Origin of the sequence: Myxococcus virescens (genome assembly GCF_900101905.1) — a bacterium.
Classification (GTDB): Bacteria; Myxococcota; Myxococcia; order Myxococcales; family Myxococcaceae; genus Myxococcus; species Myxococcus virescens.
In genome coordinates this window covers 86529-104592 of record NZ_FNAJ01000010.1, presented here as the reverse complement: position 1 = coordinate 104592, position 18064 = coordinate 86529, and the positions used below count along the sequence as shown (strand labels likewise).

The following is an 18064-nucleotide window of genomic DNA, read 5'->3' as shown; positions in this document are numbered from 1 at the left end:
CCCCGCAAGACTGAAGGACGTGCAATGGCAACCGGTACCGTGAAGTGGTTCAACGACGCGAAGGGCTTTGGCTTCATCACCCAGGACGGCGGCGGTGAAGACGTGTTCTGCCACCACACCGCCATCAACATGGACGGCTTCCGCACCCTGGCCGAAGGCCAGAAGGTGGAGTTCGAAGTCACCCGTGGCCCCAAGGGCCTCCAGGCGCAGAACGTCCGCGCCGCCGGCTAACGCGTCCGTCAGCCACTCCCTCCGGACTGGCCGATGACAAGAGGCCCGGCCCCACCACCTGGGGACCGGGCCTCTGGTTTTTCAAGCCCTGGGGCCGCGCGGCCTACAGGTTGCGCTTGAAGTGGTCCATGACGCGCTCCCACTGGCGCTCGGTGACGAGCGGGTCGGGCACCATGTGCGTCAGGCCGCTCAGCGGCAGCAGGTCATGCGGCTTGCCGGCGCGGAAGAGCGCGTCACTCAGCTTCAGCGTGTGGAAGAAGTAGACGTTGTCGTCCGCGGTGCCGTGGATGAGCAGCAGCTTGCCCATGGGCTTGTCCTGCTTGGCGTACGTGAGCAGCGAGCTCTTCTCGTAGGCCTCCGGGTTCTGCTGCGGCACGCCCAGGTAGCGCTCGGTGTAGTGGGTGTCGTAGTCCAGCCAGTCCACCACCGGGGCGCCGGCCACGCCGGCCTTGAAGACGTCCGGGCGCTTGAGCACGGCCAGCGCGGACATGTACCCGCCGAAGCTCCAGCCGGAGATGCCCACGCGGGACAAGTCCAGCTCCGGGACTTCCTTGGCCAGCGCCTGGAGCGCGGCGACCTGGTCCTCCAGCGTGACGCCGGAGAAGTCGCCCTTCACCTCGCGCTCCCACTTCGCGCCGCGCAGCGGGGTGCCGCGGCCGTCCATCTTCACCACGAGGAAGCCCTGGTCCGCCACCCACTGCGACATCAGGTGCGCGGCCATGCTCTTGTGGACCACGGTGGTGGTGGGGCCGCCGTACACCTCGACGATGACGGGCAGCTTCTTGCCGGGCTTGAAGTCGCGCGGGCGCACCAGGGACGTCCAGAAGCGCTCGGGGCCCACCTGCCGCTGCTCCACGTTGGGCGTGTAGGGCGGCTCCTTCGCCACCGAGGGCAGCTCGCCCACGGTGGTTCCGTCCGCGCGCACCACCTGCACCTTGGGCATGGACTTGAGGCCCTGGCCATTCATCACCATCAGCCCGCCGCTCTTGGACACCGAGCCCGACTCGATGTCGAGCCCCGTCGTCACCTTCTCCGGCGCGCCACCGGCCTTCACGCGCCACAGGTGGCTCTGCGTGGGGTTGGGGCCGCCGTTGAAGTAGAGCGTGTCATCCTTCTGGATGTAGCGCGCCAGCGAGCGGAAGCCCGCGTCCGGCTTCACCAGGGTGCGCACCCGCGCGCCGTCCGCCTTGCGCAGCTCCACCTCCGGGCCGCCGTTGCGCTCCGTGTACCAGAGGAAGCCGCTGCCATCCTCCAGCCACAGCGGGAAGACCTGCTCCAGGTTGAGCCAGGCGGCGTCCTGCTCCGTCAGCAGCTCCCGCGACTTGCCCGTGCGCGGGTCCACCGCGAGCAGCTTCTGCTCGGTCTGCTCCCGGTTCTGCACCAGCGCGGTGAGCGGACCACCCTTGGGCCACGTCACGGTGGCCAGGTACGGGTACTTCGCCGCGTCCCACTGCGCCCACACGGTCTTCCCACCGGTGACGGGGGTGATGCCCAGGCGCACCTTGGCGTTGGCCTTGCCGGGGCGCGGGTACGCGAAGTCCTCGCCGCCGCGCTCGGGGTGCATCACGTCGACGATGGTGAGCTTCTCCACCTCCGTCGTGTCCGCCTCCGTGTACGCGATGGACTTCGCGTCCGGGCTCCACCAGTAGCCGGTGAAGCGCCCCATCTCCTCCTGGGCGACGAACTCGGCCACGCCGTGCGACTTCGCCTCGGTGCCGCCCTTGGTGACGCGCTGCTCGCGGTTGGCGGCCACGTCGATGCGGTACACGTCGTGGTCCCGCACGTAGGACACCTGCTTGCCGTCCGGGGAGAAGCGCGGATCCAACGTGCCCGGGCCCGTCTTCAGCTCCGTCACCTTGCCGCTGGCGCGGTCCACCACGAAGAGGCGGCCGGACAGGGGCACCAGCAGCCGGTTGCCGTCCTCGGACACCTGGTAGCTGGTGAAGCCCCGGGCGCTGACGCGCATGCGCTCACGGCGGGCCTTCTCCTCGGGGGTGAGCGTCTCCTCGGCGCCCTTGAGGATGGCCTCGGGGGTGAGCAGCTCCTGCGTCTGCCCGCTCTCCACGTCGAACGCGTAGAGCGTCTGCACGTTGGACGTGGGCTGGGTGCGCAGGAAGAGGATGCTCTTCTCGTCAGGGGAGATGCGCACGCCGCCGGGCCGGCCGCTCATGAAGCGGCGCGTCTCCGAGAACTGGCGCAGGAAGGGGTCTTGCGACCGCTGCGTCTTGGACATGGTCAGGGGCTTCTGCTCCTGGGCGGAGGACGAAGCGCTCGCAAGCAGGAGCGCGGCGGTGAGGACGTGGCGCATGCGTCGTCGAATCCCCGCGGGAAGGGCGGGGCTCCTTTCGTGGAAAGGTGCGGGGCAGCCTACACTCGGCGGCCTCGCGGCCGGAGCAAACGCCTGGCGTGCTGGAGGATTCCCGACGCAATGGAAACGGAAGACGACGCCCCGCGGCACCTGCGCCTTGCCGGCATCATCCGACTGGGACTGGGCGGAGGACGGGGCCCCCGAGATGCCTACGTGTTCGACCCGCACCGGCTCGCCCTCCCCGCGTGGGCCTGCGCCCTGGGCGACACGGAGGGCCCCGCCCTGCTGGTGACGCTGGACCGGCACCTGGACACCGTGATGCCCCGGGCCCCCGCGGCCGTGCCGGACCGGACGGCCGGGCTGCGCGCGCTGGATGAACATGCCCGCTGGGCGCTGGACGTGCGCAACTACGACCACATCCTCGCGGCCATGGAGGCGGGGCTGGTGGGAGACGCGCTGCTGATTGCCCGCACCCGCCCCCGCGGCGCCTTCGCGGGCGACACCTACGTGGACACGCGGGGCCGCGCGCACCGGCTGGTGGCGGTGCCCACCGTGGACCGGGCGGCGGAGGCCTACAGCCGCCCTGCCCCCGGCGACGCCGTGCGCGACGTGCTGGACGCGGCAGGCCGGGTGCTGCTGGACGTGGACCTGGACTGCTTCACGTCCCTGAGCGACGCGGACCCGACGACGGTGCTCCCCTGGCCCCAACAGGTGATTCGCGAGTTCCTGCTTCCAGAGGACTCGGAGCCCTTCTGGGACGCGGTGCTGCGAAAGACGGTGGCGCTGACGCTGGCGCGCGAGCCCCACCACTGCGGCGGGCTGCTCGCGTCCGGGGACTTGTTCCGGGACGCGGCCCAGCTGCTGTTCCGGGAGCTCTTGCGCACCGAGCCCCCGTGAGCCACGCCGCGCGCTACAGCGGCGTCTCCATGAAGGTGGGCCGCACGTCCGTCATCTGCCCGCCCGCGAAGGAGAAGCGGCTACCCACCGGCGGCCGCGCGTCGTTGAGCACGTAGCCGAAGTCCACGCGGAAGGGCAGGACGTTGAACTGCGGGAAGAGCAGCCGCAGGCCCATGCCCACCGTGTGCACCATGGAGGGCCGGTCATTGAAGGCGCTGCCCGAGTCCCAGAAGAGCACGCCGCCCAGGTGCACCGTCTTCACGACGATGGGGCGGCTTCGGTACTCCAGGTTGAAGAGCAGGAGCCGCCGGCCGGAGTACGCATCCGCGCCCGCGCCGCGCAGGCCGTTGGCGCCGCCCAGCAGGTGGATGCGGTCGAACAGGTCGTCGATATTCACATCCAGCAGCCCGCGCGCCACGAAGCGCCCGCCCAGCACCTTGGGCGACACTTCAATCAACTCCGCCGCCCAGCGCCGGTTGGTCCACGCGCCCCCAGGCCCCAGCGGACGGCGGACGGCGCCCGACAGGGAGGCGGTGGTGAGCGTGTCCCCCAGCCGCAGGCGGTAGCGCAGCGCCAGCCCACCTTCGACGAAGTGGCTCTGCTCGCCAAACACCGGCGGCGCGTAGCGCAGGGTGGCCGCCACCCAGTGGCCCATCTGGAAGTCCTCGGCCAGGACGTACGAGTCCACGTCCCGCAGCACCTCGTAGCGCGCGTCGAAGGCGCGCAGGCTCAGGCCGACGTAGCCGGCGTCCTCGGCGCGCGGCAGGTAGTTGCGGTTGAACCACTCCGACTGCTCCGGGGACAGGCCGGACGCCAGCGGCGCGCCGTAGGCGTAATGGTAGGCCCCCACCGTGCCGCCCACGTTCCACTTGTAGCGGGTGCCCATCGAGCGCGTGTACGAGAGGCCGCCCACCACCTCTTCGGTCCGGTAGATGTAGGGCACCGCGGGCCCGCCTGGGAATGGCAGCTGCCAGATGGACGCGCCCCGGTAGACACGGCTGGTCTCCACGTTCCAGGACACGGAGGCGCTGGCGCTCCACGGCGTGGACAGCGAGTACAACGGCCGGCTCACCGCGAAGTTGCCGCGCGAGCCCTCCGTCTTGCCCGTCTCCCGCCCGTGGATGACGGCGATGGACTCGCTCAGCGACCAGCGGCTGCCCAGCACGCGCGGGTCGGTGTAGCTCTGCCCCAGACTGAGGGTGTCCTGCCGCAGCACGAAGTCCACGGCGATGCGCTTGCCGCGCCCCAGGAAGTTCTGCTCCGTGCCCTGCAACTTCAAATACTGGAGCAGCGAGCCCACCGCCGCGAAGTCACTGTTGAGCCGCAGCGACCAGATGTCCTTGGTGACGGCCATCAGCGCCACCGAGTCCGGCGTGCGCCCCTTCACCGCCACCAGGCGGACCATGGAGAACAGGCGCAGCCCGCGCAGGTTGCGCGCCGTCTCCTGGGCGAGCACCTCCGAGTACGGCGCCCCCACCTGGAGCAGCACCTCGCGCCGGACGACGTCGTCCCGCGTCCGGGCATGGAAGATGTTGAGGAAGTCCGGGAAGGGGTCGATTTCGGCCACCACGTTCTCGGTGGCCACCAACACCTCTTCCAGAATCTTGCCCTCCGGCGCCGGCTCCAGCACCCGTCCATGCCGGGCCAGGGCCTCGTCAATCAGCGCGTCCTCGTAGTTGTCGATGGCCGACGCGAGCCCCTGCGCCGGCGCGTCAGACGACGCTTCCGACGAGGAAGGCGCGGCCGCGAGAGACGTGGCGACGAGCAACGCAGGCAGCGAAAGCGGCACGCAAGGCATCCTGTCATGAGCCGCGGCATTGCCCCTGGACAATGCCGCGCTCTGTTACATCGCTGGATTTCCAGCTTTCACGGTCGCGTCGAAAATATACATGGGGGAAGCAACCGCGAAGCCCACTGGGTGGATAATGACGGCATGACCAGCGTCGTCGGCCCCCGCCGCTCGCCCCTCTCCGCTCGCCCGACCACCGAAACCGCCCGTGAGACGACGTCCTCCCCCCGGACGACCTCCTCCGCGGCCACCAGCTCGTTCCAGCCCGCGCGGCCGGGACTCGAGGGCACCACGCCTTCGATGCTGACGAAGCTCGGCGCCGTTTTCGTTCCCCAGACGCCCACCGCGACGCAGGCGGCGGCCTCCCACCCGAAGGCCGCGGCCGGTACACGGGCGGCGTCGCTGGTCCACAGCACGAGTCCCAACGCGGACATCAAGGACCACACCACCATCGAGAGCACCATCGACGTCCCCGAGGACGCCACGGTGGAGTCGCTCAAGCTCAACCTGGACATCGAGCACACCTACCGGGGCGACCTGAAGGTGACGCTGACCTCGCCGTCCGGCAAGAGCGCGGTGGTGTCGAACCGCAAGGGAGGCTCGTCGGATGACCTGACGGGCGCCTTCGACCTGTCCGCGTTCAAGGGCGAGCCCACGAAGGGCACCTGGACGCTGGAAGTGCAGGACGCGGCGCGCGGCGACACCGGCACGCTGAAGTCGTGGGGCCTGGACATCGCCCCGCAGACGCCGGTGACGGAGCCCGAAGCGCCGGAAGAGCCCGAAGGTGGCCTCTTCGAGGGCCTGCGCGACGGCGCGCTGCTGGACGCGCTCCAGGACTACGCGTCCGGCAAGAAGGTGGTCAGCTACAACGAGGCCCGCCGGCTGATGTTCTCCAGCCTGGACGTGAACGAGGACGGCAACGTCGTCTGCGTCTACACGGGCGCCGAAGTCAAAGGCGGCAAGATTCCCAACAACTCGGTGATGAACACCGAGCACACCTGGCCCCAGTCGAAGGGCGCCACGGGCGCGGCGAAGAGCGACCTGCACCACCTCTACCCCACCGACAGCAAGGCCAACTCCCGGCGCAGCAGCTTCCCGTTCGGCGAAGTGGTCAACGTGCGGTGGAGCCAGAACGGCGCCAAGCTGGGCACCGACGCGCGCGGCAACATGGTCTTCGAGCCGCCCGACGCCCACAAGGGCAACGTGGCGCGCGCGATGTTCTACTTCTCCGCCACCTACAACAAGGCCATCCCCAACGACGAGGAGGCGGCGCTCAAGGCGTGGAACAAGCTCGACACGGTGGACGCCGCCGAAATCGAGCGCAACCGCCGCATCGCCACCATCCAGGGCAACTCCAACGCCTTCGTCGAGGACTCGGCGCTCGCGGACCGCGTGAAGGACTTCTAGGCCCCCGCGGAGCGCAGTTCCCCAGCGCGCAGGGGCGGCAGCTTCTCGCCCCGCGCCACCGCCGCGACGATTTTCGCCAGCCGGTCCACGCCGTCCGACAGGGCGGCTGGCCCCGGCTGGAGGATGAGCGAGCTCTTCACCTCGTAGAGCTGGTCATCCACCACCGCCCGGACCCCGGTCCACCCGGGGCGGGCGACGATTTTCTCCCGCTTCGCCTTGCGCCCGCACCAGCTGGCGATGACGCCCTCCGGGTCGCGCCGCGCCACCTCTTCCGGCGCGAAGATGCGGCCCTGCGCCCCCTGCGACGCGCGTGACTCCCGGCACACGTCCACGCCGCCCACCAGCTCCACCAGCTCCGAACACCAGCGGATGCCGGAGATGAGCGGCTCATGCCACTCCTCGAAGAAGATGCGCGGCCGACGTGGAAGCGACTCCGCCGCGTCCGCGTGCCGCTCCAGGTTCGCGGTCAGCTCGGTGGCCAGCGCCTCCGCGGCCTCCGGCCGCCCCACCAGCGCGCCCGTCAGCCGCACTGACTGCAGGATTTCCGCGAGCGAGCGCTGGTTGAACAGGTAGACAGGCACGCCCCGCTTCGCCAGCTCGCGGCCGATGTCCGCCTGCAAGTCGGAGAAGCCCAGCACCAGGTCCGGCTTCAGCTCCAGGATGCGCTCGAAGTTCGCGTCCAGGAACGAGCTGACCCGCGGCTTCTTGCGCGCCTGGGGCGGACGCACGGTGAAGCCGGACACGCCCACCACCAGTTCCTCCGCGCCCAGGCGGTAGAGCACCTCCGTCGTCTCCTCGGTGAGGCACACGACGCGGCGGGGATAGGGCGGCGCACCGGAGAGCAGCTCGGACAGGCGGGCATTCATACGGGGCCGCACCCTAACGCGGCCACCGCCGCGCTACGTGTCCGTAGCACGCGTCCGCGCGCGTGGACCGGGCTTTCTCCGCACTCCCAGTCACGACACGGCGCACGTGTGTCACCTGTGAAACGTTGTCGCGCCCGAGCCGGATTCTCGGCCGGTGGCGCACTGCGCCAACCCGGCAGGTCGCTTGGGAGGTGGACGATTGCAGTGTTAGCATCTGCCCTCATGTTCGACCGGCGTGTCACGTGCCTCACCGGTCGGTGGGGGCAGTCATGATGGAGAGCAACGCCCCGACGAATGGCGCCCCCCCCGACGTCGCGGACCCGATGCTGGGCCGGGTCCTGAACGAGCGCTTCCGCATCCTGGAGACGCTTGGCGCCGGAGGCATGGGCCGCGTCTACAAGGCCGTGCAGTCACCGCTGGACCGGCTGGTGGCGCTCAAGGTGCTCAACCCGCAGTACGGAGAGGGCAAGGACCCGGGCTTCCAGAAGCGCTTCTTCCTGGAGGCCAGCGTCACCGCGAAGCTGCGCCACCCGAACACCGTCACCGTCATCGACTACGGCAAGACGGAAGACGGCATCTACTACATCGCCATGGAGTACCTGGAGGGGCTGACGCTGGGCCAGCTCCTCACGCAGATGGGTCCGCTGCCGTGGCCGCGCGCGCTCAACATCACCCAGCAGATCGCCCGCTCGCTGCGCGAGGCGCACAAGGTCGGCCTCATCCACCGCGACCTCAAGCCCGCCAACGTCATGGTCCTCAATCAGGAGACGGACCACGACGTGGTGAAGGTGCTCGACTTCGGCCTGGTGAAGTCCTTCATCGGCGACGCGGCGCCCGTGTCCCAGGACACGTCCATCACGCAGGCGGGCATCATCCTGGGCTCGCCGCAGTACATGGCGCCGGAGCAGGCGCGCAACGTCGCCGACCCGCGCAGTGACGTGTACAGCCTGGGCGTGGTGCTCTATCAGATGCTGATGGGGCGGCCGCCCTTCCTGGCCGCGCAGAGCATCGACGTCATCGTCAAGCACATCAACGAACTGCCGCCCGCCTTCGGCTCGCTCTACCCCAACCATGGCATCCCCGGAGAGGTGGAGGCCCTGGTGATGAAGTGCCTGGCCAAGACGCCACCGGAGCGCTACCAGTCCATGGACGAGGTGATGGAGGCCATGCGCCGCACCATGTCCACGGTGGGCGTCAGTGGCGCCTTCAGTGGCGCACGCTTCGCGGGCGCGGGCATCAGCGGCGTCGGTGGCAGCGGCCCCATCAGCGGGCCCCACGGCAGCGGCCCCCACGGCGCGGCCGGCTCCGGTCCCGCCACCGTGGCGCTGGACATCTCCGTGGAGGAGGCGCCGGTCAAGGGCCGCAAGCCGCTGGGGATGATCCTCGGCGGCGGCGCGCTGCTGGTGGGCCTGGGCGTGGCCCTGGTGATGGCGACGCGCCCCACCCCGCCCGCCGAGCCCATCGTCCCACCGCCACCGCCCGCCACCGCCCAGGCCGTGCCCGAAGCCAACGCGCCCGCGGCCGCCCTCCCGCCCGCGGAGTCCGTGGAGGGTGCGTCCGACGAGGAGCTGGCCCTGGCTCCGCTGACGCGCCCCACAGTGAAGCCGGTGCGCTTCCTCATCGTCAGCGACCCCATGGGCGCGCGCGTGACGTACCAGGGGAAGGACCTGGGCGAGACGCCCCTGAACCTCGAGGTGGCTCCGAATGCCAGCGGCGTCGCGGAAGCGGCGCTGACCTTCACCCTGGACGGCTACCAGCGCGCCCGCGCCGTCGCCAGGGGCGCGGGCCCCGAAGAGCGCTTCACGCAGAAGCTCCAGCCCAAGAAGAAGGCGAGCACGCGGCCTGGAAAGGCCCCAGACTCGTCGCCCTACAAGGACGACCCGTACAATTGAAAACCCTGACAGCCCTCAAACGAGCGGGCCTCCTCGCGATGTGTCTGTGCGCGGGGGAAGCCCTGGCGGACGCCCGCCTTGAGGCCCGCCGCCACTTCCGCAGCGGCATGAGCCTCATCGCCCAGAAGCAGTACGACGCGGGCATCGCCGAGCTCGAAGCCGCCTACGCCATCAAGCCGCACCCCAACGTCCTCTTCAACATCGCCCGCGCCTACCAGGACTCGGGCCGGTCGAAGGCGGCGCTGGAGGTGTACCAGCGCTACCTCGCCAGCAATCCGCCGGACGCGGCCTCCGTGCTGCCCACGGTGGCCGCGTTGGAGGAGAAGCTGAAGGCCGAGGAAGCGCAGGCCGCCGCCGCGCAGGACCCGTCGTCGTTGCCCATGCCGCCGCCCCCCGCGGGCATGCAGTCGCAGCAGCAGCTGAGCGCGCTGCTGGAGCGGCTGGAGAAGGCCATTGAACGGGCCGAGGCCATGCCCGTGGGGAGCGCCACCATTCCCGGCCTGACGCCCACCGGGGTCGCCTCCGCCAATACGGACGACACGGCCGGCGGCGTGGACCTGGGCGCGGTGCCCTACGAAGAGCGCGTGGTGACGGCGAGCCGCCGCGCGCAGTCCTCGTTGGACGCGCCCAACGCCACCACCGTCATCACCGCCGAGGACATCCGCCTGTCGGGCGCCACGTCGCTGCCGGAGCTGCTGCGGCGCGTGCCCGGCGCGGACGTCATGGCCCTGGGCGTGGGCAGCGCCAACGTGTCGCTGCGCGGCTTCAACCAACGCATCGCCAACAAGGTGCTGGTGCTGGTGGACGGCCGCACGGAGTACCAGGACTTCCTGGGCCTCACCATCTGGTCCTCCATCCCCATCGGCCTGGAGGAGATTGAGCGCATCGAGGTCATCCGCGGCCCGGGCAGTGCGCTGTACGGCGCCAACGCCATGCTCGGCGTGGTCAACATCATCACCCGTGCGCCCGGCACCGGACCGCGCGCGCAGTTCCACGTCACCGGCGGCACCGGCAACACCGCCGCGGGCTCCTTCGTCAGCCACGGCGGCTCGGGCGCGATGCGCTACCGGGCGGCGGCGGGCTATTCGCAGACGGACAAGTGGAGCCGGGACTACGCCAGCGGCCTGCCGGACGTGACGCTGCGCGGCCCCGACCCGGACCTGGGCGCTCGCGGCGCGCGCGCGTCGCTGTCCGCCGTGTACACCTTCGCCGAAGGGCGCCAGGTGGGCCTGTCCGGCGGCGTGAATCGCTTCACCACGGAAATCTACCCGCCGGGCCTGCTGCGCAACTACTTCATCGACGGCGTCAACGCCTTCGCCAAGGGCGACGTGGAGCTGGGGCCGCTGAAGCTGAAGACGTTCTGGAACCACATCTCCAGCGACGCGGGTCCCCAGTATGAAGCCACGGGCCAGCGCTCGCTGGTGACGTCGCTCAACTCCAACCTCTTCAACGCCGAGTTGCTCTTCGCGCGCGACTTCGAGCTCGCGGGCACGCACCAGCTCAACATCGGCGTGGAGGGCCGCCTCAAGCGCGTGGACTGGGGAGACTACCTGGGCCCGCTGCGCGAGCAGGTGCACGCGGCCTTCTTCGTCCAGGACGAGTGGCGCATCGTGGAGCCCCTGGCGCTGGTGGCCAGCTACCGCGTGGACCGGCACCCGCTGCTCAACCTGGGCAGCCCGGGCCTGGCGCACTCGCCGCGCATCTCCGCGCTGTTCAAGCCTTTTGAAAACCACGCCTTCCGCGCGAGCGCGGCCTCCGCCTTCCGCGAGCCCACGTTCCTGGAGAGCTACACGCAGCTGACGGTGCCCGTGCCGGGCATCAACGGCGTCAGCACGCTCACCACCGGCAATCAGCAACTGCGCCCCGAGCGCCTCACCGCCTTCGAGCTGGGCTGGCGCGGCGAGTCCCCGGAGCTGGGCATCGACCTGGACGTGGCCGTGTACCAGAACACGGTGAGAGACCTCATCGGTCTGTCCGGGGTGTCGCGGCTGCCGCCGGGCCAGTCGTATGACCCGGGCACCGGTTCGTACCTGCTGGGCAGCTCGTCCTTCCAGAACGAGGACGCCATCTACACCGCGCGCGGCGCCGAAGCGGGCGTCACCCTGGCGCCGGTGGACGGCCTGGGCCTGAAGTTGAGCGCGTCGCTGCAGGACGTGACGTCGGACCGCGAGTCGGCGGCCGAGTGCGGCCCGTGCAACCAGGCGCCGCAGTTCCGGCTGTACGGCGGCCTCACCTACCGCTCGCGCGCGGACCTGGAGTTCGGCGTGGACGCGGCCTACACCTCCGCCTCCACGTGGATTGAGCGCGAGCCCGCCGCCGCGGACCCGACGCGCATCGAACTGGTGTCCAACCCGCTGCGCGCCTACACCGTGGTGAACGCGCGCGTGGGCTACATGGCCGTCAAGGACACCGTCACCGTCGCGCTGGTGGGCAGCCACCTGGGCGGCGCACATTCCCAGCACCCCTTTGGCAATCGCATCGAGCGGCGCGTCTACGCGACCCTGACGGTGACTCCATGAGCCGCCCCACCCTGTCCTCCTGGAAGCGGGCCGCTGGTGGCCTCGCCCTCGCAACCGTCATCGGGCTCGGCTGCGATGCACCGCCCGTGGTGCCCACCGCCGACGTGCGGCAGAACACGCGCAACGCGCGCATCGACGGCAACCTGGTGGTGCAGTCACGCGCGCGCGGCAACGCGGTGGTGTTCCTCTACGACGCGGACCGGCCTCCGCCGCCGCAGGGCACCGGCCGCCCCCTCACCTTCACCGTCGTCTCCGCCGAGCAGCTCTTCGGCCCGGCGCTGGCAAATGACACACCCGGCCCCTTCGTCGCGCCCTTCAGCTTCAGCCTGGTGCCCGAGGGCCGCTACATGCTCCGCGGCTTCATCGACGCGAACGGCTGCGGCTCGGACGCGGGCGCGGACTGCCGCCGGTCCGACTTCAACCCCTGGTACGGCGTCACCAGCGAGCCCAACGCGGGCGACGTGGGTGGCGCGGCGGTGGACGCGACCGGCAGACCGCTCACGGTGGAAGTCGTGGCGGACGCGGACGGCCAGCCGCAGCCCCTCACCGGCGTGGCGGTGAGCTTCTCCGACACCGCGAGCGTGCTGAGGGACCGGCCCGCGTTCCAGGTGGTGCAGGGTGACGGGCAGTTGGGCAGCTCGGTGAAGCAGCTGCGCCTCCAGCCGCTGTCCATCCACGACGGCGCGGTGGACCAGCGCCCGGAAGGCTTCGCCGTCAGCTACCAGGACGCAGACAACGACGGCACCCCCGATGGCTTCTGGCCGCGCGTGGTGGTGCGCAAGCTGGCGGACGACGCCAGCAACCTGGTGGACGAGAACGACCTGGACCGTGATGGCATCCCGGATGACACCGGCGTGGACTACGCCCTCGCCGATGGTTCCCAGGACGGCGTACCGGATGTCGTCGTGCTCAACGCGCGCCTGGTGCCAGACAGCATCACCGCCGCGCTCACCGACGAGAACGGCAACCCTCGCATGGAGGGCGCCGTCGTTCCGGAGCTGGTGGTGGAAGTGCGCCCCCAGGCGCTGGATGCCCGGGTACCTACCAACCCCGTTCCGCTGCGTGAGCTGCCCCGAGGTCGCTACGCGGTGGTGTTGATCCAACCCAGTGGACAGACATGGCGTGTGCCCAATGAACTGGCACCCGCCCTCGCGTCTGGACTGGGGCTTCCTGCTGTGGAAAGTCAGGCTTTCTTCCTGGAGGTTCCCTGAGTGGCGGTGCTTTGACTTCGGACGCTCCATCCGCCAACATGATCGCCGTTCCCCGGGGAACTGCCCCAATTGAGGTTGATGATCCGATGAAGGCCGGAACCCTCCCCGAGCCCCTCCCCCTCCGCAGCACGACGGAGACGACCCGCCCCCTGGGCGCGCGCCCCGCCGCGGGCACGGCTCCGCAGCGCGTGCTGTTGGTGGATGACAGCCGCTCCATCCGCACGCTGCTGAAGATCTACCTCATGGCTCGCAACTTCGAGTTCCTCGAAGCGGAGTCCGCCGAGGAAGGCCTCAAGGTGTCGGAAGCGGAGCCGGTGGACCTGGTCCTCACGGACTTCCACATGGATGGGATGAACGGCGCGGACTTCGCCGCGCAGATTCGCGCCAGCGCCAACCCACGTCTGGCCAAGGTGCCCATCCTGATGATGACGGGCGACCCGAACGTGGCGGAGGTGCGCGCGCTGGGCCAGAAGGCCGGCATCAGCGCCTTCGTCCGCAAGCCGGTGAGCTGCGCGCAGCTCATGACGCTGGTGGACACCATCCTCCCGCTGCCGCGCAAGTAGCGCGCCGCGCCCCTCTGGGCGCCGCTTCACTCACGCCGGGTTCCGGGCCGCCGCAGCGGCGCGGGCCCGGCGTTTTCGCATGGCTTCACCCACGCGGATGGCCAGCAGGAGCGCCAGCACCGCGCCGTAGATGAGCGGCTCGGTGACGTCCTTCTTCACGCGCCACACGAAGTGCACCACGCCCAGCGCCGCGGCCACGTAGGCCAGCCGGTGCAGGCGCTGCCAGCGCGGAAAGCCCAGCCGCCGCACCCACCGGTTCGTTGACGTCACGGCCAGGGGCACCAGCAGCACCAGCGCGGCGAAGCCCACGGTGATGAAGGGGCGCTCGGTGACGTCCGCCCACAGCGCGCCCCACGCCAGCCCCTGGTCCAGCACCGCGTACACGAGGAAGTGCGCCACCGCGTAGGTGAAGGCCAAGAGGCCCAACGTGCGGCGCACGCGCGCGGGCCACGTCCACCCCGCCACCAGCCGCAACGGCGTGCACGTCAGCGAGGCCACCAGCAGCACCAGCGCCAGCAGCCCCGTCTGGTGGAGCGCGGCTTCAATCGCGTTGGGCCCCAGCTCGCCCCGAGGGCCCTGAATGGCGAGCATCAGCAGCGGAGACAGGCCCCCCACGACGAGCGCGGGGTTGAGCCAGGGAGACGGAGACGAGGCCATGGCGCGGGGACTCAGTAGAACCGGCGCAGGTCCATGCCGGTGTAGAGATGGGCCACCTGCTCCGCGTAGCCGTTGAAGGGCAGCGTGGGGCGGCGCTCGAAGTCACCGATGCGGCGCTCGCTGGCCTGGCTCCAGCGCGGATGGGGCACGGAAGGATTCACGTTGGCGTAGAAGCCATACTCGCGCGGCGCGGACAGGCGCCACGTCGTCATGGGTTCCTCCCGCGTGAGGCGGATGCGGACAATGGACTTGATGCCCTTGAAGCCATACTTCCAAGGAACCACGAGCCGCAGCGGCGCGCCGTTCTGGTTGGGCAGCTGCCGGCCGTAGAGCCCCGTGGCCAGCAGCGTGAGCGGGTTCATCGCCTCGTCCAGGCGCAGTCCTTCCGTGTACGGCCAATCCAACAGGGCGCGGCGCTGGCCCGGCATCTGCTCCGGGTCCAGCAGCGTGGTGAAGGCGACGTACTTCGCGTGGCTGGTGGGCTCCACGCGCTGGAGCAGCGCCGCCAGCGGGAAGCCCAGCCACGGAATCACCATGGACCAGGCCTCCACGCAGCGCATGCGGTAGACGCGCTCCTCCAGGGAGAACCAGGACGTGAGCTGTTCGACGTCCACCGTCTGAGGCTGGTGCACCTCGCCGTCGATGACGACGCTCCACGGCCTCGGCTTCAGCGTGTGCGCGAAGCGGGCCGGGTCGCTCTTGTCGAAGCCGAACTCGTAGAAGTTGTTGTAGGTGGTGACGTCCTCGTAGGGCGTGCGCGGCTCGTCCGTGTCGAAGGGGCCCATCGCCTGCGCCACCGGTTGCTCCACCAGCCCCGCGTCCGGGACGAAGCGGTCCATGGGGCGCGTCTGCTTGCGGCCCAGCAGGTGCAGCCCTCCGGCGACGGCGACGGCCGTGCCCGCGAAGAGGCCCGCGTTCTTCAGCAGCTCGCGCCGGCGCAGGTACGTCTTCTCGGGGGTGACTTCGGAGCTGGGCGGCTCAGCGGGCGGCTTGTCGCGCATGGCCCCTGTATAACGGCCCAAGCCGCCCGCGCGTTACCGGGCAGTGCCTTCCTGTCCCGGGAGCGTCCCGGCGCTCTGCGTCAGCGCGGCCTCACGGGCACGGGCGTCCTTCAGGCGCCACAGCCGCCACCAGGGCGTGCCCGGGGACTCGTGGTGCTCCCAGTGGTAGCCGAAGAAGAAGCACGACAGCAGGGCCCACAGGTGATTGCGCGGCAGCGTGCGCGCGTGGTGCGGGGCCATGTCCGGCGTCTCCGGGCGCCGGTGCGGCAGGTAGGTGCCGAAGTAGAAGAGCTGCAGCGTGCCCAGCACCGAGGGCAGCACCCAATAGCCGAGGATGTGTGGCTGGGAGACGCCCAGGAAGAGCAGCACGTTGAACTTGGCCGCCATCACCCCCAGCTGGGGCAGCGTGGTGTAGCGGGCCATGAAGGTGCCCAGCCACGGCCAGAAGGACTGGCTGTGGATGGAAAAGTCCGGGTCCGCCTCGCTCGTGGGTCGGGCATGGTGGGCACGGTGGTTCACCACCAGCCGCCGGTAGGACAGCCCCGCGAAGAGGAAGCAGGCGACCGTGCCCACGGCCTCGTTCACCCAGCGCCGGCCGGACACCGTGCCGTGCATGGCGTCGTGGCCGGTGATGAAGAGGCCCGTGCACAGCCAGGCCTGGAGAGCGACGTGCAGCCAGGTGAGCGGCTCCACCCACGGCAGCTCCGCGCGTGTCAGCGCCCAGGCAAGGTGCCCACCCCACGCGCCCATGATGACGAGCGCGATGACGACGCCCCAGGGACCGGGCGGCGCTGGACGGAGTTGGCGGGCGGAAGTCTCCATCTCTCCTGCTTTCTGGCCATCGCCGGCCCGCCGCGCATGGGAAATGCCCAGGCGGCGGGGCGGGGCAATGGGCCGGTGGCTACTTCTTCACGTCGCGTACCAGCTCCTCCGCGGTGACGTAGCGCGGCTCGATGTCCACCGGCACGCCCTTGAGGCGCTCCAGCACGCGCTGCACGGGCGGGCGCACCACGCCGTGCTTCGCCAGCAGCGCCTCGGCGGCCTTCCGGTCGCCTCGGCCCTGAATCTCCATGAGCTGCTTCGTCAGCGAGGTGACGGCCTGCTTCATCTTCGCCGGCACCACGGAGAAGGTGCCGTCCGCGTTCACCTTCACCGCGCCGGTGTCCAGGAAGTGGTTGAGCTGCACGGCGATGCCCTTGCCGTGCGCCTCGTCCACGCCGAAGCGGATGGAGCGGAAGGCGGAGGCCAGGAACGTCGTGTACATGGTGCGCTCCAGCGACTTGTCGATGACGCCGGTGTCCACCAGGCGCTGGAGCGCCCACAGGCCGGAGATGTCCGCCTTCGCCTCTTCGATGGCGCTGGAGGCCGCCTGGAGCTCCTTGCGCACGGTGGTGGCCTTGCCACCCACGGTGATGTTGCTGGGCCCCAGGCCGTGCATCAGCTCGTGCATCAGGATGTGCGTGAAGAAGGCATCGAAGGAGACGTCCTTCTGGTCCGCCGGGGTGAGGGCCACCTTGGCGATGGGCAGCAGCACGCGCTCGAACTTGGCCTCCTGCACGTTCTTCAGCATCACGCGCTTGGAGCCCATCTTCTCCGACACCCGCTCGTCGTTGGGCAGGTTGAAGGCGGCCGTCTGCACGCCCCGGTTGCCGTCACCGGAGGAGAACAGGCTGTTGATGACGCGGATGGGCGCCAGCGCGCCCAGCTTCGGGTTGCGCAGCTTCGGGTCGATGGGGAGGTTGTTCTCCAGGCCCTGGAGCTGCCCGCTGAACTTCGCCAGCTTCTGCGTCTCCGCGTCGTCGCGCACGCCCACGAAGGCCTCGAAGGCGGCCTTGTAGTTGAACCACTCGTCCTCGTAGACCTCGTAGGGCCCGATGGTGGGCTCGATGCTGGCGTCCAGCTCCATCCACGCCACCTCGCTGGCGTAGTAGTCGTTGGACAGGAACGCGTCCGCGCGCGAGGTGAGGAACGCCTTCAGCGTGGGCTGCTGGGTGAGCGCGGCGGCCTCACGCAGCAACGCGGCGGCCTGGGCCAGCTCGCCCTGGTACTCCACGCTGTAGGGCACCGTGATGAAGCGGCCATCCGTGCCGCGGCGGATGGTGGTGTAGAAGCCGGTGGCCTCCTTCTGCTGCGCCTCGGGCAGCGACTTCACCCACGCCTCCACCTCCGCCTGGGTGGCGCCAGCCGGATAGAAGTTCGCGGACGCGGGCTTGGCCGGCACGCCCGGGATGAAGGGCCGCGCCTCGTCGAGGCTGTTCCAGGGCCCCTTGTCCAACAGGAACGCCTGCAGCCGCGCGCGGCCCAGCGGCGTCGTGTCCTGGACCAGGTCCAGCAGCAGCGACTCGTTGCCCGCCCACCGCTGACGCAGGAAGAGCGCGTCCATCAGCTTCGAGGCCTGGACGATGCGGGCCAGGGCGCGGCGCTCGGACTCCGGCAGCGCCTTCAGGTCCACCCGGAGCTCCACCGGGGCGAAGCGCGCCGTCAGGCGCTGGAGCTCCGCGGCATCCGGGAAACGGGCAGGGGGCGTCTTCTCCGCGGCGGTGGCGGCGCCCGACAGCATCGCCGCGCCGAGCAGGGACAGGAGGGTACGGTTCATGTCCCCTTCCCTACTCCAACCCGGGCCCGCCCTCCCAGCGGTCCTCACATCTGAAAACCCACCGTCCCACATTTCCCCCCTCATTCGCGCGCACCCGGAATGGACCACCCGCACACCCGTCCCTGAG

General features: G+C 70.2%; 14 protein-coding genes. 7 read left to right on the top strand and 7 right to left on the bottom strand.

Annotated elements, in window-relative coordinates:
* Positions 1-24: 24 nt before the first annotated feature.
* Positions 25-231 carry a cold-shock protein gene (locus tag BLU09_RS25985; RefSeq protein ID WP_011555986.1) on the top strand — a complete coding sequence of 69 codons (207 nt, stop codon included), beginning with the start codon at positions 25-27 and terminating at the stop codon, positions 229-231.
* Positions 232-334: 103 nt separating this feature from the next.
* Here BLU09_RS25985 and BLU09_RS25980 read toward each other — a convergent pair whose 3' ends face one another.
* A complete protein-coding gene (locus tag BLU09_RS25980) occupies positions 335-2539 on the bottom strand; it encodes a S9 family peptidase (protein WP_090492184.1) in 2205 nt (734 codons plus the stop codon).
* Between the two features lie 120 nt (positions 2540-2659).
* Here BLU09_RS25980 and BLU09_RS25975 point away from each other — a divergent pair, with 120 nt between their 5' ends.
* Positions 2660-3436, top strand: coding sequence for a UPF0489 family protein (locus BLU09_RS25975; protein WP_090492183.1), 777 nt, complete (start codon positions 2660-2662; stop codon positions 3434-3436).
* Positions 3437-3449: 13 nt separating this feature from the next.
* On the opposite strand, the gene BLU09_RS25970 is transcribed toward BLU09_RS25975, so the two are convergent.
* On the bottom strand, positions 3450-5234 hold the full coding sequence (locus tag BLU09_RS25970) for a BamA/TamA family outer membrane protein (RefSeq protein WP_244172028.1): 1785 nt from the start codon (positions 5232-5234) through the stop codon (positions 3450-3452).
* 135 nt (positions 5235-5369) lie between these two features.
* On the opposite strand from BLU09_RS25970, the gene BLU09_RS25965 reads away from it, so the two are divergent.
* Complete coding sequence (locus BLU09_RS25965; RefSeq protein WP_090492181.1) at positions 5370-6632, top strand: endonuclease; 1263 nt, start codon at positions 5370-5372, stop codon at positions 6630-6632.
* Here BLU09_RS25965 and BLU09_RS25960 read toward each other — a convergent pair.
* A complete protein-coding gene (locus tag BLU09_RS25960; protein WP_090492180.1) occupies positions 6629-7498 on the bottom strand; it encodes a cobalamin-binding protein in 870 nt (289 codons plus the stop codon). The two genes, BLU09_RS25965 and BLU09_RS25960, sit on opposite strands and share 4 nt — an antisense overlap.
* Before the next feature lie 269 nt (positions 7499-7767).
* Between BLU09_RS25960 and BLU09_RS25955 the strand changes: the two genes are divergently transcribed.
* The 4 genes from BLU09_RS25955 (at position 7768) to BLU09_RS25940 (ending at position 13683) form a co-directional block, all read left to right on the top strand.
* Positions 7768-9390 carry a serine/threonine protein kinase gene (locus BLU09_RS25955; RefSeq protein ID WP_090492179.1) on the top strand — a complete coding sequence of 541 codons (1623 nt, stop codon included), beginning with the start codon at positions 7768-7770 and terminating at the stop codon, positions 9388-9390.
* Entirely contained in the window at positions 9387-11909 is a 2523-nt protein-coding gene (locus tag BLU09_RS25950) for a TonB-dependent receptor plug domain-containing protein (RefSeq protein WP_482805279.1), read from the top strand. The genes BLU09_RS25955 and BLU09_RS25950 overlap by 4 nt, the downstream gene beginning before the upstream one ends.
* Positions 11906-13120, top strand: a complete 1215-nt coding sequence (locus tag BLU09_RS25945) for a hypothetical protein (protein ID WP_090492177.1) — start codon at positions 11906-11908, stop codon at positions 13118-13120. Before BLU09_RS25950 ends, BLU09_RS25945 begins: the two co-directional genes overlap by 4 nt.
* Positions 13121-13206: 86 nt before the next feature.
* Positions 13207-13683 carry a response regulator gene (locus BLU09_RS25940; protein WP_090492176.1) on the top strand — a complete coding sequence of 159 codons (477 nt, stop codon included), beginning with the start codon at positions 13207-13209 and terminating at the stop codon, positions 13681-13683.
* Between the two features lie 30 nt (positions 13684-13713).
* On the opposite strand, the gene BLU09_RS25935 is transcribed toward BLU09_RS25940, so the two are convergent.
* From BLU09_RS25935 to BLU09_RS25920, 4 genes are all read right to left on the bottom strand, one after another.
* Positions 13714-14340, bottom strand: coding sequence for a protein-methionine-sulfoxide reductase heme-binding subunit MsrQ (locus BLU09_RS25935; protein WP_090492175.1), 627 nt, complete (start codon positions 14338-14340; stop codon positions 13714-13716).
* 11 nt (positions 14341-14351) lie between these two features.
* Positions 14352-15341: a protein-methionine-sulfoxide reductase catalytic subunit MsrP gene (msrP, locus tag BLU09_RS25930; protein ID WP_090492174.1), complete on the bottom strand. Its 990-nt coding sequence runs from the start codon at positions 15339-15341 to the stop codon at positions 14352-14354.
* Between the two features lie 33 nt (positions 15342-15374).
* A complete protein-coding gene (locus BLU09_RS25925; protein ID WP_090492173.1) occupies positions 15375-16163 on the bottom strand; it encodes a fatty acid desaturase in 789 nt (262 codons plus the stop codon).
* A 79-nt stretch (positions 16164-16242) separates the two neighbouring features.
* Entirely contained in the window at positions 16243-17937 is a 1695-nt protein-coding gene (locus BLU09_RS25920) for a dipeptidyl-peptidase 3 family protein (protein ID WP_090492172.1), read from the bottom strand.
* Positions 17938-18064: the final 127 nt, after the last annotated feature.

Excerpts from the sequence above, each read along its gene's own strand:
- BLU09_RS25945 (WP_090492177.1), top strand. The coding sequence starts at position 11,906 with ATGAGCCGCCCCACCCTGTCCTCCTGGAAGCGGGCCGCTGGTGGCCTC.
- BLU09_RS25980 (WP_090492184.1), bottom strand. The coding sequence starts at position 2,539 with ATGCGCCACGTCCTCACCGCCGCGCTCCTGCTTGCGAGCGCTTCGTCC.
- BLU09_RS25935 (WP_090492175.1), bottom strand. The coding sequence starts at position 14,340 with ATGGCCTCGTCTCCGTCTCCCTGGCTCAACCCCGCGCTCGTCGTGGGG.
- BLU09_RS25975 (WP_090492183.1), top strand. The coding sequence starts at position 2,660 with ATGGAAACGGAAGACGACGCCCCGCGGCACCTGCGCCTTGCCGGCATC.
- BLU09_RS25920 (WP_090492172.1), bottom strand. The coding sequence starts at position 17,937 with ATGAACCGTACCCTCCTGTCCCTGCTCGGCGCGGCGATGCTGTCGGGC.
- BLU09_RS25960 (WP_090492180.1), bottom strand. The coding sequence starts at position 7,498 with ATGAATGCCCGCCTGTCCGAGCTGCTCTCCGGTGCGCCGCCCTATCCC.
- BLU09_RS25965 (WP_090492181.1), top strand. The coding sequence starts at position 5,370 with ATGACCAGCGTCGTCGGCCCCCGCCGCTCGCCCCTCTCCGCTCGCCCG.
- BLU09_RS25985 (WP_011555986.1), top strand. The coding sequence starts at position 25 with ATGGCAACCGGTACCGTGAAGTGGTTCAACGACGCGAAGGGCTTTGGC.
- BLU09_RS25955 (WP_090492179.1), top strand. The coding sequence starts at position 7,768 with ATGATGGAGAGCAACGCCCCGACGAATGGCGCCCCCCCCGACGTCGCG.
- BLU09_RS25940 (WP_090492176.1), top strand. The coding sequence starts at position 13,207 with ATGAAGGCCGGAACCCTCCCCGAGCCCCTCCCCCTCCGCAGCACGACG.
- msrP (WP_090492174.1), bottom strand. The coding sequence starts at position 15,341 with ATGCGCGACAAGCCGCCCGCTGAGCCGCCCAGCTCCGAAGTCACCCCC.
- BLU09_RS25925 (WP_090492173.1), bottom strand. The coding sequence starts at position 16,163 with ATGGAGACTTCCGCCCGCCAACTCCGTCCAGCGCCGCCCGGTCCCTGG.
- BLU09_RS25970 (WP_244172028.1), bottom strand. The coding sequence starts at position 5,234 with ATGCCTTGCGTGCCGCTTTCGCTGCCTGCGTTGCTCGTCGCCACGTCT.